Origin of the sequence: Psychrobacter sp. TB20-MNA-CIBAN-0197, assembly GCF_040309765.1 — a bacterium.
Lineage (GTDB): Bacteria > Pseudomonadota > Gammaproteobacteria > Pseudomonadales > Moraxellaceae > Psychrobacter > Psychrobacter submarinus.
In genome coordinates this window covers 26,954-43,249 of sequence record NZ_JBEOPC010000009.1, presented here as the reverse complement: position 1 = coordinate 43,249, position 16,296 = coordinate 26,954, and the positions used below count along the sequence as shown (strand labels likewise).

13 protein-coding genes are annotated in these 16,296 nt (G+C 47.0%); 7 read left to right on the top strand and 6 right to left on the bottom strand.

All coding sequences use genetic code 11. The annotated features are described in order from the left end of the window. Positions 1-148: 148 nt before the first annotated feature. Together AAEY83_RS04305 and AAEY83_RS04300 are read right to left on the bottom strand one after the other, a co-directional pair. Positions 149-1,624, bottom strand: coding sequence for an aldehyde dehydrogenase family protein (locus AAEY83_RS04305; RefSeq protein WP_025645897.1), 1,476 nt, complete (start codon positions 1,622-1,624; stop codon positions 149-151). Between the two features lie 86 nt (positions 1,625-1,710). Further along, positions 1,711-2,100 (bottom strand): RidA family protein, encoded by a 390-nt coding sequence (locus tag AAEY83_RS04300; protein ID WP_025645895.1) that lies wholly within the window; start codon positions 2,098-2,100, stop codon positions 1,711-1,713. Between the two features lie 198 nt (positions 2,101-2,298). On the opposite strand from AAEY83_RS04300, the gene AAEY83_RS04295 reads away from it, so the two are divergent. Together AAEY83_RS04295 and AAEY83_RS04290 are read left to right on the top strand one after the other, a co-directional pair. Further along, a complete protein-coding gene (locus AAEY83_RS04295) occupies positions 2,299-3,219 on the top strand; it encodes a LysR family transcriptional regulator (RefSeq protein WP_025645893.1) in 921 nt (306 codons plus the stop codon). Between the two features lie 9 nt (positions 3,220-3,228). Further along, complete coding sequence (locus AAEY83_RS04290; RefSeq protein ID WP_227501927.1) at positions 3,229-4,017, top strand: sulfite exporter TauE/SafE family protein; 789 nt, start codon at positions 3,229-3,231, stop codon at positions 4,015-4,017. 99 nt (positions 4,018-4,116) lie between these two features. Here the strand turns inward: AAEY83_RS04290 and AAEY83_RS04285 are convergent, their stop codons facing one another. Next, positions 4,117-5,790 carry an FAD-dependent oxidoreductase gene (locus AAEY83_RS04285; RefSeq protein WP_025645889.1) on the bottom strand — a complete coding sequence of 558 codons (1,674 nt, stop codon included), beginning with the start codon at positions 5,788-5,790 and terminating at the stop codon, positions 4,117-4,119. An 81-nt stretch (positions 5,791-5,871) separates the two neighbouring features. Beyond that, positions 5,872-6,630 (bottom strand): CopM family metallochaperone, encoded by a 759-nt coding sequence (gene copM, locus AAEY83_RS04280; RefSeq protein WP_025645887.1) that lies wholly within the window; start codon positions 6,628-6,630, stop codon positions 5,872-5,874. 492 nt (positions 6,631-7,122) lie between these two features. Here copM and AAEY83_RS04275 point away from each other — a divergent pair, with 492 nt between their 5' ends. The 5 genes from AAEY83_RS04275 (at position 7,123) to AAEY83_RS04255 (ending at position 13,223) form a co-directional block, all read left to right on the top strand. Then, positions 7,123-9,489 carry an FdhF/YdeP family oxidoreductase gene (locus tag AAEY83_RS04275; RefSeq protein WP_025645885.1) on the top strand — a complete coding sequence of 789 codons (2,367 nt, stop codon included), beginning with the start codon at positions 7,123-7,125 and terminating at the stop codon, positions 9,487-9,489. Positions 9,490-9,600: 111 nt separating this feature from the next. Further along, complete coding sequence (locus AAEY83_RS04270) at positions 9,601-10,581, top strand: formate dehydrogenase accessory sulfurtransferase FdhD (RefSeq protein WP_025645884.1); 981 nt, start codon at positions 9,601-9,603, stop codon at positions 10,579-10,581. A 111-nt stretch (positions 10,582-10,692) separates the two neighbouring features. Continuing rightward, positions 10,693-11,994: a molybdopterin molybdotransferase MoeA gene (locus AAEY83_RS04265; RefSeq protein ID WP_025645882.1), complete on the top strand. Its 1,302-nt coding sequence runs from the start codon at positions 10,693-10,695 to the stop codon at positions 11,992-11,994. Between the two features lie 5 nt (positions 11,995-11,999). Next, positions 12,000-12,689 (top strand): molybdenum cofactor guanylyltransferase, encoded by a 690-nt coding sequence (mobA, locus tag AAEY83_RS04260; protein WP_037059211.1) that lies wholly within the window; start codon positions 12,000-12,002, stop codon positions 12,687-12,689. A 42-nt stretch (positions 12,690-12,731) separates the two neighbouring features. Further along, positions 12,732-13,223: a M48 metallopeptidase family protein gene (locus AAEY83_RS04255; RefSeq protein ID WP_025645880.1), complete on the top strand. Its 492-nt coding sequence runs from the start codon at positions 12,732-12,734 to the stop codon at positions 13,221-13,223. 91 nt (positions 13,224-13,314) lie between these two features. Here AAEY83_RS04255 and AAEY83_RS04250 read toward each other — a convergent pair whose 3' ends face one another. Further along, the gene (locus tag AAEY83_RS04250; RefSeq protein WP_025645878.1) at positions 13,315-14,943 is read right to left on the bottom strand and encodes a long-chain-fatty-acid--CoA ligase; all 1,629 of its coding nucleotides are present in this window, start codon (positions 14,941-14,943) and stop codon (positions 13,315-13,317) included. Positions 14,944-15,078: 135 nt separating this feature from the next. Continuing rightward, complete coding sequence (gene yihG / locus AAEY83_RS04245) at positions 15,079-16,020, bottom strand: 1-acylglycerol-3-phosphate O-acyltransferase, YihG family (protein ID WP_025645876.1); 942 nt, start codon at positions 16,018-16,020, stop codon at positions 15,079-15,081. Between the last annotated feature and the right edge of the window lie 276 nt (positions 16,021-16,296).

Below are 16,296 nucleotides of genomic sequence, written 5' to 3'. Positions count from 1 at the left end.
AAAATAAGGCTGTCAGTTATTTCGCATAGCTGGTATAAATTTTCCTCGCTTGCTGTTCGCCATGCTCACAGAGGCTTCGAAAAATTCATCCCAGCATACTTAACTTTACATTAGCTATGACAAATTAAGTGCTTTATATTCATTTTTCTTAATACGCCTTTTGATAAGCTGTCTTCACAATGGTATAAAACTCTTTGGCGTATTGACCTTGCTCGCGCGGGCCAAAGCTTGACTGTTTACGTCCGCCAAAGGGCACGTGATAATCCGTACCCGCAGTCGCTAAATTAACCATGACGCAGCCGGCTTGTACTTGCTCTTTAAACAGGGCGCTATTACGCAAGCTTTGGGTGATGATACCGCCAGTCAAGCCAAAACGCGTGTCGTTGGTCATGGCAATCGCCTCTTCTAAATCCTTGGCGCGTATCACGCAAGCTAAGGGAGCAAACACTTCTTCTTGGTTGACATCCCAGCTGTTGTCAGTCTCAGTAAATAGCGTTGGCGCCATATAGTAGCCGTCGTGCTGCTTTTGTAGACGCTCGCCGCCATAGGCAAGATTAGCGCCTGCTTGTTTGGCTTTTTCAACCCAGTCCATATTGGCTGCTAGTTGCTTGTCATCGACCACCGGCCCCATAAAGATACCGTCATCTAATGCGTGACCGACCTTTAGGGTTTTCATACGTTCAACCATCGCCTCGACAAAGGCATCATGGACACTATCCATTACAATCAAGCGAGAGGAGGCGGTACATTTTTGCCCCGAGCCGCCAAATGCGCCGGCAATCGCGGCATCAACTGCGATTTGCATATCGGCATCATCAGCGATAACAAGAGCGTTTTTGCTGCCCATCTCAAGCTGGCAACGCACAAAGTTCGGCGCAGTAGCGGCAGCAACTTTGCGGCCTGTCGGTACAGAGCCTGTAAAGCTGACCGCGTCGATATCGGTTGAGTGAATCAGCGCGTCGCCGACAGATGAGCCGCCACCTAATACTAAGTTGAACGTACCCTCTGGCAAGCCTTGACGGTGGATGATCTCAGCCATCGCCACAGCACTTGCTGGCGTTAAATTGGCAGGCTTCCAAATCACGCTGTTGCCAAAGGCGAGAGCAGGGGCGATTTTCCAAACGGCAGTCGCAGTTGGGAAGTTCCAAGGAGAGATAATTGCCACCACGCCTACCGCTTCGCGAGTGACTTCGACTTTAACGCCTGGGCGGACTGAATCTGCCAGATCGCCCATTTGACGTAAGACTTCAGCGGCGTAGTAATGAAAGAACTGACCGGCGCGATAAATCTCACCGCGACCCTCTGCGAACGGTTTACCTTCTTCTAGTGATAGTAGCGTACCTAGTTCGTCACAGCGCGCAATCATCTCATCGCCGATCGCTTGTAGGATAGATTGTTTTTTTTCAAGTGGCGTCGCTTCCCATTTGGGCTGCGCAGCACGGGCGGCTGCGATGGCGTCTTTGACTTGATCCTTGCTCGCCTGGGCAAAATCACCCAGATTTTCGCTAGTGTTTGAGGGGTTAATATTGGCGATAGTGTCTGTACCGCTTTGCCATTCACCATTGATATAAAGGGATTTCGTTGGGTCTTGCTTTAGGGTGGTTTGTGCAGTTTGAGTAGACATAAATAAATCCTTGATAAGATAGTTTGAATAAACGAAAAAGTTGATTTAAATATAATTATAATTATCGCCAATAAGGCATATAGAGCTTAAGGCACAGCAGCATAAACGACCAGCTCAACCAGCATCTCTTCGCGAGCCAGTCCTGCTATTACGAGCGCAGCACGGTTTGGGTAGGGCGCTTCAAAATATTCGGCATAGACTTGGTTAACGGTTTTGAGATACTCGCGGTCGGTCACATAGATCAGCACTTGTAATACCGCGTCCATGCCCACGCCTGCGCTTTGCAAGGTATGCTTGAGGTTATCAAGCGTCTGCCGCGTTTGTGCTTCGATGCCGCCGCTAACGACTTCTCCTTTATCATCGATCGGGATCTGCGCGGTGTATAAGGCACCATTACTCGTAACTGCCCACTCAAGGGGCGCTTTTGAGGCGTAAAGTGAGGTTTTTACCGCTTGTTTGGCTGAATGAGTGGTCATAACGCAAGCTTCCTTAGATAACATTAATAGATGTCACAACTTTAAATCGTTGTTTGATAGTTCTGGTCAATAGTCCTGTGGTTAGCATTTATGCTACTTGTTTTAATATGACAAATCTAACTCATTAAATATTGATAATGATAGATTTTATTTATCATGTAAGTTAAATTGTCAGTGCATGGTCTTAGGTGATGAATTATGAAAATACAACAGCTGCGGCATTTTTTACTCGTGGTAGAAGAGGGCGGTTTTCGCGCTGCCGCAGAGCACGCACACCGCACGCAAGCGGCATTATCAGCTTCTATCAAAGAGCTGGAAAAATCGCTTGGCAAGCCATTATTTGAAAGCGGTAACAAAGCTACCCTTAGCGCTTTTGGCGAGGTGTGTTTACCCAAAATTACTCAGTTTATGGCGGTGTATCAGGCGCTTGAGGAAGATTTGCAAGCAGTAGCGGCGGGCGATAAAGGTAAGATCAGAGTGGCAAGCGTACCGTCACTTGTGACTAAACTGTTGCCTAGCGTGTTGGCTGAGTATTCCAAAAGATATCCTGACATTGAGATTGTCCTGATAGATGACAATTCGGTTGGGGTGACCAATAGGCTGCTGGCAGGAGAGGTGGATTTGGCTTTGGGGAATTGCCATACCATTAACCAAGCCGATATCGATTTTACGCCTTTGATAGCGGATCCGATCGGCGTGGTTTGCCTAAAGAGTAATGCGCTAACTGATGAGCTACAGAACGCGACAGCGGCGCAAAGAAAAGCAGGGTTCGCGGCAGGTCTAAAATGGCAGCAGCTTATCGAGCAGCCGTTTATTTATAATGGTACTTGTGGCCTGCTAGAGAACACCCCTGCCGAGGTGTTAAACCGGCAAGCGCGCTATACGGTTGAGAATATCACTTCCTTATTTTCTTTATTGCGTCACGGTCTTGGTATCACCACTTTGCCTAAGCTGGCTTTTCCGTCTAATGAGCCTGATCTGATTTGGCTGCCGCTACTCAGGCCAGCTTTGACCCGGCAAATAGGCATTTTTAAGAGAGCGAATAAGACGATCTCACCTGCGGCGCAAACGTTTCATAAGTGGTGCGTGGAGTATGTCAAACAGGATTATTTGTTATAAGGATTGGTAGTGTCTCATTCGATAATGTTTGATATTTTTGCGGTTTTACAATCGATGGCGACTTGGCACTTAGCAGCCTTGTTTTTTGCAGGCATGTTGGCTTTTATCATATCTACTGTGTCAGGTGGCGGCGGTGCTTTGCTGCTGATACCGGTTACCTCTTGGCTATTCGGTGCCTCGTCAGCCGCTCCCATTATTAACCTAGGTACTTTTATAAGTCGTCCCTCGCGGCTGTACTTATTTTGGCAGGATATCGACTGGTCATTGGTAAAATACTATGTGCCAAGCGCTGTCATCGGTGCGTGGCTGGCAGCATTTTTGTTTAGTCGTCTAAATGCTAATTGGATTCAGCTATTGGTTGGTATTTTCCTTATCTCTACTGTATTTCAATACAGGTTTGGCAAAGTTGATAAGTCTTTTAATATGCCAAAATTAGGCTTTATACCTCTGGGTTTTGTGACCGCTCTTATCAGCACTTTGGTAGGAGGTTTGGGGCCTGTACTCAATCCGTTTTATATGAATACGGGACTCAAAAAAGAAGACCTTATCGCCACCAAAACCGCCAATTCGTTCTTTGTAGGTATCGCTCAGATAGGTAGTTATACTTTTTTTGGTATCTTGACCGCGCAGCTTTGGATATATGGTTTGGTATTAGGATTAGGCGCTATCGCCGGTAATGTCATTGGCAAGCGCTTTTTGGCGGGCATGAGTGTGAAGCAGTTTCGAGTCATGCTGATTTTACTCATGGTAGTCAGTGGTTTGGTAATGATCGTACAGAATATAGAGTGGTTGCTTTAATAGTGTTTACTTCTATAAAACAGATGTATCATCGATAAAAACCCTTAGTGAATAACACCTTCACTAAGGGTTAGTGGTTATCTTAACGTTTACAGTAGTCTAGGACAGCGCATTGGCTGTTTTGCTCATAGCCGTCACTAACGGATCAAGATATTTATAGCGCTTTTGATTAAGCAAAGTTGACGTCTCTAAGCTGACTGGTTTATCTATGTTTAGATAATCAAATAGCGCTTGCGCCGCTTGTTTACCAGAGGTTGCTGCTTGCTCCATCGTTGGGATTTTCCAGCGCCCAGTCACTGAGATAATCTCGCCAGCTAACACTATATTGTCCCACTGCGTCGCAGTATCAATCAGCTCGTCATCGGCATTACGTACGTAGATTTGCGCTAAGTTAACCCAGCGCTTACCGTTCTCTTGCAAGATACCCATCTCCGCCGTTTCGATATCAGCATAGTCTTGCCAATCCTCGGTATAGCGTAGATTGATAGCGTCAATAGAGCCGCCTTTTGCAATAGCTTTACGCTCGGCGGCATCAGTGATACCTAGCTGATAAAGGATTTCTTTGGCAGCTTCCTCAGGGCTACACTCCATAAAGCGCTTGCCAAACAGCGAGCCTTTATTAAACGGTGAGCTACAAGTGGCCGATAGATTATAGTCAAAGCCGTTAGGAAACTCAACATCCTGCCAAAAGCCGTCACGATGCTGAATTTGAAAGACGATATTCCACGGCGCATCAAAGCATAGGTTGTACGACTTACCCAAAAATGGCTCAAAAACTTTTGGCACTTCGCTCAACGGATACTGAGTGCCAAACGACCATTCATCATTGAACGGCTTTTTGACTTGCGGCATGAGCCCCAGTTTCCACAGCACCTCATGCGGTAGCGCCATTACTGCCGCATCAAAACGCTGGTCTTGCAGGGTATGTTGTAATTGACTGTCACTTGCTTGAATATCTATGCTCAGCTGCTCGTTATCATGGTGATGCAGATTGATTATCCGTGTTTGGGTGATGAATTTGACCCCGCGCTTTTTTAGCTTATCAACTAACGCGTCAATGACCTTGGATGTGGGACGATTAAAGCAGTAGGACTTAGAAGCCACGCCTTTTGGCAGCACAGGCGCGTCAAGCATCGGCAGGAACATCAGTACAAAGCTGTCCATGATATCGACCGCTTTACTATGCATGCGCGCGCCCGTCAAAATCCCGAACCAATTGGTTATAAAGCGCTTAGTATACGCGTCAAAGTCATCGATACCGATAATATCGCCTGCTTTTTTATGAGCCATTGCTGCACGCTCTTCATCAGAGGCATTGACGTGATGGACGATGCGCTGCACCAGTTGCAGCATGTCTTTTTTGTTGAGATTAAAGGTCTCAATCATCGACTCAATAGTCGCCAAATCTAACGACGCGCGTCTATCGACAGCGACTTTATTACCGCTATTTTTGCTCTGTATCTCTTCGTCATCAAGCGCGTTATTACCACTTTGATAAAACTGATAGTTATCAACAGGCGTCAACATATGCAATAAGCTCGCCCGATCGAAGAGATTAAACAAAGAAAAATAAGTCGAGCTTAAAGCGCGAATAGAGTGCTCTTCAAAACGCTGCGCCTCTTCATTAAAATACCCAATCATTTTGCCACCGCAGCGCGCACGAGACTCCACAACAGTAATCTCTAGATTTGGGTCTTCGGACAGCTCAAAAGCAGCAGTTAGCCCCGAGATACCGCCGCCTGCGATGAGTATTTTACGGTTTGTAGTAGACATAGTTATACCTCGTTATTTTTATAAGTGTTATATCTTTGTTGATAACCTTGTTTGGCTCTTTGGCTGTGACCGCCTAAGGCGCTATTGAGCGTTAGACTCTACACCGCCGTTAGCTTTGATCCAGTTTTGCATCTGCTCAATCTCCGGCTGCTGAGCGGCAATAATCTCTTGCGCCAATTGCAGCATCTCCGGATCTTTTCCATACTCAAGCTGCACCTCAGCCATATCTACCGCGCCTCTATGGTGGGGGAGCATACCGCGCGCAAAGGCCATATCGGGATTAGGGTCGGTAATACCAAGCGTCATCTCACCATGCATATCATTCATACCAGTGGCATAAGCTTGCTGCATAGCGCCAGTGTCAGCCATGGGGGCGGCGACATCAGGATGGCTATTTAGCCAGTTTTGCATCTGTTCGATCTCGACTTCTTGTGCGTCGATGATCTTTTGCGCCAGTTGGAGCATCTCCGGGTCTTTACCGTATTTGAGCTGAATATTAGCCATATCAACGGCACCGAGATGATGGCCTAACATTCCTTGAGTAAAAGCTGAATCAGGGTCGTTGTAGCCCATGCCCAACATCATCTCACTGTGCATCTTAGTCATAGAGTCATTATAGGCCTGATACATAGCCGTGCTCGATTCACTATGCGCTGCATCATCAGCCCCAGCTAAGTCTTTGTCGTTTATATGATGCTGGTCATGTAGATCTGACGCGGCTGCAGCGTCTTTGGGAGTAGGGGCAGCGTCGTCATTGGCCGGCCCGCAAGCGCTAAGTGCTAAGATGGCACTAAGACTTGCGGTTACTACTGCTAAGCGTGAACGCTTAATAGCTATCATGGTACGTCCTTACTTAAATAGGGTGATAAAAATAGAAATAGAGTGATAAAAAGATGTTACTCAGTGTCTTATATGCCCAGTGTCTTTATAAAAGTAGAGTAGAAAGGTGGACGGGATACAAGCATCGGTCATACAGATAGGCAAGCCCAATAAGAGCTTCCTAGTTAAGAGAATTGATAAAAATTAAGAGCGCTGATGAGAATCGGCACCCTTGTAAAGAGCGAATGACAGTCAATATTTATAGCTGCTTTTATAGCTAGTTTTATGCTGTTCTCATGGTGTTTTTATAATGGATAAACAACAATTACGCATATACGCATAACAACCGATGCAGATTTAAGTATAAGATTATGCAGGATTAATATGACTCATTTGGTGCTGGTTTAAGGAGTTTTGCTACTTTTTATTATAGGCGCGTTTATTTGCGTAAAAGTAGTGCTAAGATAAAGTCATCACTATCGGTTTTTCACCCATTTGTGCGCGAGGTTTGCTATGCGAAAAATTCCTATTTATTCCCATCCTGCGGCAGGCTGGCCGGCGTTAGTGGCTTCTACGCGCAAACTTATGGATTATAAGTCGTTCTTGCGTGGTAGCCTGAGCGTATTACAAAGCAATCAGCCAAATGGCGGTTTTGATTGTCCAGGCTGTGCTTGGCCGGATCATAAGTCGCATAAGACCTTTGACGTCTGCGAAACAGGGATTAAAGCACTCGCTAGCGAAACCATGTCCGTGAAAGCCGATGCTCAGTTTTTTGCTCGCCATAAGGTGAAAGAGCTACAAGGCTGGAGCGGCTACGAGCTTGAGCATAGCGGCCGCCTATCTGAGCCGATGCGCTATGATGCCAAACAAGACAAATATCTGCCTATCGCTTGGGATGATGCGTATCAAATCATCGCTGATGAGCTCAATAAACTTACCTCACCAGATGAAGCGCTGTTTTATACCTCAGGCCGCGTCACCAATGAGCCGGCCTTCTTATACCAGCTCTTTGTGCGCTGCTATGGCACTAACAATCTACCTGATTGTTCCAATATGTGTCACGAACCGACCTCAATCATGCTCGGTAAGCAGCTAGGCGTCGGTAAAGCAACGGTGATGCTAGAGGACTTCGAGCAAGCCAAACTGATCATTATGTTCGGACAAAATCCAGCAACGAACCACCCGCGTATGCTTGAGATGCTCGCTCACGCGCACAAACAAGGCTGCAAGATTATCTCCGTCAACCCAATGCGCGAGCAGGGCCTAAGCGCCTTTAGAAATCCGCAAAAGCCGAGCCATATGGCCGCTGGCCAAAGCGATGCTATGGTCGATGATGTGGTACAAATCCAAATCGGCGGCGATGCTGCTCTATTGACAGGATTAGCCAAGTGGCTGATTGATAATGATAAAATTGATGAGCGCTTTATCGCCGAGCATACCTCAGGGTATGAGCCTTTGCAGCAGTGGCTTGATAAGCAAACTTGGGCGGATATTGAGCTTGGCTGCGGTATCGAGCAAGCGCAGATTGTCGCGCTAGCCAAGCAAGTCGCCGCTAGCCCTAAGACCATCTGTACTTGGGGCATGGGTATCACCCAGCATGTGCAAGGCGATGATAACGTAGCGATGATTACTAACCTACTGCTGATGATGGGTATGATCGGTGTCGATGGGGCGGGCGCTTCTCCGGTACGCGGACATTCAAATGTGCAAGGCGATCGCACTATGGGCGTGCATGAGCGTCCTAAGCAAGAGCTGCTCGATAGCTTAGAGCGTGTCTTTGAGCGTGAAATGCCGCGCGAGGATGGCTTCGATGTCGTCGGTGGCGCTAAAGCACTAATCGAAGGTAAGCTCAAAGCCTTTGTCAGTATGGGCGGTAACTATGCAGTCGCCGCTCCTGATATGAGCGCTATTCAGCAAGCGCTCATAACGACCCAGCTCAATGTCTTTGTCGGTACTAAGCTCAATGGCACTATGCTCTATCCAGGCGCGAACAATATTATCTTGCCGTGTATTAGCCGTACTGAGAAGATTATTACCAAAAAAGGCGAGCAGTTTGCCACTACCGAAGACTCTATGTGTCAGGTTTCACGCTCGCAAGGTAACCTCAAACCTATCAGCAAAGACATTAAGTCAGAGGTGCAGATCATCGCGGACTTAGCGGCGTATGTATTAGGTGATAGCGATATTCCTTGGCAAGCAATGAGCCAAGACTTCGATATTATTCGTGATTATGTGGCGCAAGCCATCGATGGTTTTGAGGACTTCAATCACCGTGTGCGCGAGGCGGATCGCGGCTTCCATCTGTATCATCCAGCGCGTCATCGGGTCTGGAATACCGATAGTGGCAAAGCACAGTTTGAAGTACCTAAGTATCCGATTACCTTTGTCGCTCGGCAGATGGCAGAGGCGTCTGAGGACTTGCAAGCTGAGATAGATCATAGCTTGGATGAGAATGCGGCAGCTAATGACTTACAAAAAGTCTGGCAGCTCACTAGCGTGCGCAGTCACGATCAGTTCAATACCATGATATTTGGTCACCAAGATCGCTATCGTCAAACCGAGCGCCGCGATGTGCTGTTTATGCATCCAGATGAGATCAGCCGTTTGGGCTGGCAAAAAGGCGATAAAGTTACTATTTCTCGCCAAGATAGCCATGAGCAAATGCGTACGTTAGGGCCGCTAGTATTGACCGAGATGGACATCGCTGCCAATGCAGTAGCCGCGTATTATCCTGAGTGTAATGACTTATTAGATTTAGATACGCATGCGCCAAGCTCGCACATACCCGCTTATAAGTCCTCAACGGTGATAGTAGAGCGAGTCAGTACCGAGCAAGTCAGCCAAGACTCTGTTGCCAAGGGTCACGCTGTCTCGGCTTAACGGTTTGTCCGGTGGTAATGATAAGGTGGGTTGTCTTAGTATAACCCACCATTTTTAATATTAAATGATAAATGAGTTCGCTAACTAATGATGGCTAAAGATAGCACTAACATGACTTACAAACAGGCAGAGCAAGACACTGCTTCAACATCTGCAGTACCGCTAGCACGCAGCCATCTTACGCAAAAACATCACTATGCCCTAAAGAACGCTCCGAATCTAACACCGTCTGAGAATAAGCGTGCAAAGCCGGTTGCTATCGACAACCAGCCAGCGAGTCTTGCGGTAGAGGCGGCGGTCGCTATCGTTATCAACGGCATTCATTATGCAGTGTTGATGGCGAGCCCCAATCAGCTTGAGTATTTGGCGCTTGGGTTTTTGTATAGCGAGGGGCTGATTGAGCAAAGTCGTGATTTGCTCGATTGGGAAGTGACGCACCTAAGCGATGACGCTAAGTTGACGGCTTTTAACCAAGATGCTGTGGGAGTCGATGATGCTGATAACTCTACTGACCACTCTAGTTTTGCGCACTTATTAGATTACGATACCTATCTGGTCGAGCTGGTACTGAGCCAGCGTTGTCATCAGCGCATTCAAGCGCAAAAGCGGCAGCTGGCAGGGCGTACAGGCTGCGGTATGTGCGGTATCACAGGATTGAGTCAAGCTTTGCCGGATCTTAGTGATTATGCCGATAACAGCCCTCAGTTAACTGCCAAACCTCGTTTAGAGTATCTACTAAATATTAGAGCGCAAATCGATGCTACGCAGCACACCCATCAGCTGACAGGGGCGGTACATGCGGCGGCGACTTTATACAAAGATAAGTTATATCTGTTCGAAGATGTGGGTCGGCACAATGCATTAGATAAATTGATCGGTTGGCAATTACGACAAAAGGCAGAGGTTGATTGCGTGGTGATGACCTCACGCTTATCGATTGAGCTGGTGCAAAAAGCCGTAAGGATGCAGCTGCCTTGGCTAGTGGGGATGTCCGCGCCGACTAGTACCGCAGTGCGAGTGGCTGAACGTTATGGCTTAGGGCTTGCAGGGTTTTTGCGTGCTGACAGAGTGACTTATTATTCAAGATATTAGAGCTATGTGAGATTGTTTTTTTTAAAAGCTATTTTTATTAAAGATTTCTTTGTTTTGGCAGTTAACGACTATAATGACGCGTATACATATTTATAAGTGAGTACCCATCTTATGATTACCTTAGAAGCGCTGCAACAAGCGATCACTGAGCGTATTGAGCGCTATAATCAAACGGACTTTCCTGTAACCAAACGCAGGGTGCAAACGATCGATTTGCTTGAGTGCCAAAATCATATTTTGGCGGAGGATATTAGCTCGCCATTCAATATACCCAGACAAAACGTCTCTGCGATGGATGGCTACAGTATCGCAGCGGGTAGCGCGCTTGATGCAGACACTAGTATCGAAATCGTGGGCGAATCGCAAGCGGGAAGTCCTTATACGGGTAAGCTCACTGCGGGACAAGGGGTTCGTATCTTTACCGGTGCTGTGGTGCCAGACGATAGCGATACGGTCATCATGCAAGAGAATACCAACTTTGCTGAGATACGCGAATCCATCGATAAGTCTCAGCCTTATCATATAACGCTGACGCAAGCCGCGAAAGCCGATGATAATATTCGTAAGCAAGGCGAGGAGATTGCAGAGGGCGAGGTGGTACTACAAAAAGGCAAGCGTCTTAATCCTGCCGACATTAGCTTACTGGCCAATCTTGGAGTGGCAAAAGTCAAAGTTTATCAGCCGTTAAAGGTAGGCGTCATGGCGACAGGCGATGAGCTAGTCGCTGTCGGTCAGCCGCTACAGAGCCTAGCGCAAATCTATAACTCCAATACGCCAACGCTTAAAACCTTATTAGCAGGATTGCCAGTAACTATCGAAGACTACGGTATTATTCCTGATAATTTAGAGCAGACTGTCGCGACTGTCACTACCGCTATGAACGAATGCGATGTGCTCCTCTCTAGCGCAGGCGTGTCGGTCGGTGACTATGATTTTTTGACGACGGTTATCGAGCAATTAGGCAAAATCAATCACTATAAAGTCGCGATGAAACCGGGCAAGCCTTTTGTCTTTGGTGAGCTATTAGGCGATAGCGATAATAAGCTTGCCAAGCCTGTCTTGTTTTTTGGGCTACCGGGCAACCCATTATCCACTCTGGTAGGTACGCTACAGCTAGTAATACCGTCTTTGTGGCGTTTATCTAGCGTCAGTGCCGATGATATGCCGATGGTAAGGACAGTACAGGCGACACTAGACAATGACGTGCGTAAGTTAGCTGGACGCAAAGACTTTCAGCGCGGCGTATTAGCGCAAAACAGTGATGGCAGTTTTACCGTAAAAGCCTTTAGCAAACAGCAATCGCACCGTATCAAGCAGTTAAGCCAAGCCAATTGTTTGATTGTTTTGGCAAAAGATAACGGCAACTTAGCGGCAGGTGAGAGCGTAACCGTGCAGCCATTTCCGTGGTCATAAAACATATGAGATTAGCCGGAGTGGTCATTTTAGCAGGCGGCAACTCTAAGCGTATGGGTACGCCCAAAGCCAAGCTCAAGCTGCCCGGTGGTGAGACGTTACTGAACTATCATGTCAGACATGCAACGCCGCTAAACGTGCCGATTATGATTGCTGATAATGAGCATGGGTTTAAGGTAGATGAAGCGTTAGCGGCTCGCTCCGAAGCGCCTATTTTTCATATCAAGGACTATGGTCAAAATGATAAAAAAGCAGATAATAGCAAGACTGATGATAAGTACAAAAACACAGGCGGCGCATTAGCCGCCATTGAATCAGCGCTGCAAACGTGCATTTCATTCGTTAAGGATGCTAGTTCTAAAAATAGCCTAACTGATTACTTACTGGTTATCAGCTGTGATAGCTTAATTAAAGCCACCGAGCTTTGGCAACATCTAAGCGCTGCTACCAACCGCAGCCTATACGCTAGAGCAGTCGTTTGCCTAAGCGATGATAGCCATTTATATCCGTTATTAGGCTTGTATCAGCTCGCTATCGAGCCTGAACTGCGCGCTTATCTCGATAGCGATCAACGCCGTGTCATGCGTTTTATAGAGCCGATTTGCCAAAAAGTCGCTTTTGATCCGCAGTGGCAGTATTTAACGAATTTTAATACGCCTGAGGACTTTGTCAAAGCATGTCAGGCTCTATCTTAGAATATTTGATACAGTATAAAATAAACCTTATGAGCATTATGTATGACTACCCTTAAATACATCGCCCATTATCCTGAGTCTATTCAAACACAAGTGGCCAAGCTTATCAGTCGTGGTCAGCTTGGCGAGTACCTGAATAATAAATATCCAAACGTGCACCAAATTCAAAGCGACAAAGCGCTGTACCAATATGTCAATGAGATAAAAAACGACTACATGCGTAAAAGCGCTCCGTTATCGCAAGTGAAGTACGACAGTAAGCTTAGCACGCTAAAACAAGCGCTAGGCATGCATACTTATCAGTCGCGAGTGCAGGGCAGTAAGCTCAAGTCGCACAACAGCATCACCGTAGCGAGTGTCTTTAAAGACGCGCCGCTCGAATTTCTGCGGATGATAGTGGTTCATGAGCTCGCACATTTTAAAGAAAAAGATCATAGTAAAGCGTTTTATCAGCTGTGCCATCATATGCAGCCAGACTATCATCAAGTTGAGCTAGATACGCGGCTGTGGCTGCACTTACGCGAGCTGTCCTGATTAGATGGTATAGTAATAGTCATTTGATACTCATATAAGAAAAGCCTGCGTAGTAGCAGGCTTTTTTGTGACGCGGACTCTATAGTCTAACCTACGAATTTAGCAGCACATCACCATGCTCATCGCGCAAGTCAGTTTTTACCATCTTGCCTGCGCCATTTAACACGATGTTATCGACAAACACGACTTTGTCAGGAATTTGCCAACTGGCGACTTTGTCTTGATAAAACTCCAATATCTGTGCCTCGGTTACCTCTGAGCCATCCTCTTTTACCACTATCAATACCGGACGCTCACCCCACTGTTCATGCTTTGCGGCAATAGCGGCGGCCATTTTTACCTCAGGATGACCGGCGGCGATGTTTTCAAGCTCCACTGATGATATCCATTCACCGCCTGACTTGATCAGATCCTTGGATCGGTCACGAATATTCATATAGCCATCAGCGTCGATGGTAGCGATATCACCCGTATCAAACCAGCCATCGTCAGTGATAGCGTCTGGTCTATGAGTGAAGTAGTCATCGATGATCCAGTGTCCGCGAATCTGCAAGCGACCTTGCGACTCGCCATCCTCAGCAACTCTTTGCTCTGGGTTTTCAGTATCCATCAAGCGCAGCTCAACGCCATAAGGCGGACGCCCTTGTGATTTGCGCAGCTCGTTGATCTCCTCTTTACTCAAAGATTTGTGCTTGGCTTTGATTTGATTCATAGTACCAAGCGGGCTGGTCTCGGTCATGCCCCAACCATGTATCGCATCACAGTTGAAGTCTTCACGGAAAGTCTTGATCACGGAGGGCGGACAAGCAGCGCCGCCAACGATAGTCCGCGTCATGCTCTCAAGTTTGCTACCATTCTTTTTCGCCGCGTTCAATAAGCCCTGCCAAATGGTCGGCACGCCTAGCGCAATGGTCACCTTATAATCATCAATCACTGAGACCAGGCTGTCACCATCGAGGTTGGGTCCTGGCAAGATCAAAGAGCAGCCGACGATCGCCGCGGCGTATGGCGTGCCCCAAGCGTTGACATGGAACATCGGTACGACGGGCAGTAGCACATCTTGCGCGGATAGCGATGAGACATCCGGCATACACAGTGCGATAGCGTGTAGCACTGAGGAGCGATGGGAGTAGAGTATGCCTTTAGGATTACCCGTAGTGCCTGAAGTGTAGCATAGCGAGCTAGCAGTGGTTTCATCAAGCTCTGGCCAGTCGAATTCAGACTCTTGCTCATTGATGAGTTCATCGAAGAATAGCGCATCTGGGAAGTGCTCTAGCACTGCCTCGTTGCGCTCGCCCAACAAGATAAAATGCTTGATGCCTTTGATATGATCTTTGATAGCGGCGATGAGCGGCAAAAAAGTGATATCAAAGAACAGCACCTGATCGTCAGCGTCGTTAACGATGTAAGCGAGCTGCTCGGGGAAGAGACGCGGGTTGATCGTGTGGCAGATCATACCGCTGCCGGAGATGGCGTACCAAGCCTCTAAGTGGCGGCGGTTGTTCCAGGCCAGAGTCGCGATGCGATCTGAGGACTTAAGACCTAGCGTTTGTAGGGCATTAGCCAGCCGCTTTGAGTTGTCTGAGATGCTCGCCCAATCGCTTTGGGTCATCGTGCCATCGACTTCTTTTGAGTAGACGGCAGTATCGCCATGATAGCGAGCAGCATGCTCAATTAAGCTACTGATCAGTAGCGGTTGATGCATCATTTTTCCTAACATTTGCATATCCTTATCATCGTTAGTAGTACATATCCGTCAGTACCGTTGCTATGACGTCTTACTTAGTATACGTCACTCTCACCATTCTAAAAATATTTTATGATAATTGGCAGTTCTTTATTATATGTAGCTTATTTACTCTTCAAACTCAGCCAACATCGACGTGATGCGCTCGTCCTTTTGACGCCACAGATGCTCAACCCACGCAAACATCTGCTCTTTGGTAGCAGAGTCGTTCTCATAACCGCCATCTTGTAGACTTGCAAATAGCTCGTCAGGGATTTCGATATGCCGGACATCGACTCCCAAGCGCTTGATTTTCCCTTGCCAAAGCTCACCATAAGTGGGCACGCCATCAGGGTAGACGATGGTCATATCTAAGATACCATCGATCTCATCGCCCAAAGCGTTGATCGCTAGCGCCAGACCTCCGGCTCTTGGTTTAAGCAAATGCGTGTAAGGTGATTGCTGAGTATCACGCTTTTTTGGGGTGAAGCGCGTACCTTCTAAATAGTTGAGCAAAGTAAAAGGCTTATCTTTTAATAGCGCGCAAGCACGTTTAGCCTCAATGATATCTTTACCTGCCAGTGCTGGGTTTTTGGTCACGGCTTGCTTAGAGTGGCGACGCATCATCGGGAAATCTAAAAAGTAGAAGGTCTGACCGACGATAGGGATATATATCAGCTCAAACTTAGTAAAAAACCGCGTCAAAGGCAGACGATCGCGACTAATGTATTGCACAATGCTGGTATCGACCCATGATTGATGGTTGCTCACCAGTAAATATTTGCCTTGGACATCGATATCATCAGGTAGGCTAATGCGCCAGTCCTTTTTGGGTAAGATGGTATCGATCAAAGTATTGTTACTATTAATCCAGTAGTTGGCGATTTTTATCACGGTTTTGTCAGCGATGTCAGCTCCGGTAATGATTTTGGTGGCGCCCATTAGCCAGATAGGAATACTACCGGCGAAACTATTACCAACGATAACCCCTGTCGCTGTCGCTAATGATACCGCTTTACCAAGCTTTGGCGTACGTTCATGCATTTTTTGAAAAAGTGAGTGTAGTCGCATAGCAAACCTTTCCTATTGTTGTTGCTGCTTATTGAGCTATCTTAATTGAACTGCTTTTATTCCGTTATTTTTTGATTTGGCTATTATGGTAGCTGTTATTTACGGCGGTAACATTACGACACAATTTTAGCAGAAATTCGGCCGAGCGTAGTTAGGCTAGCGTGACTGGCGGTTACAAAGGGCGGCAGTACGCTAAAACTGACCAAGCGCAATATTATGTCAGGCAGCAAAGGATGATGACTGCTCATTTTTAGGGATAGCTTTAAGCCAATAAAA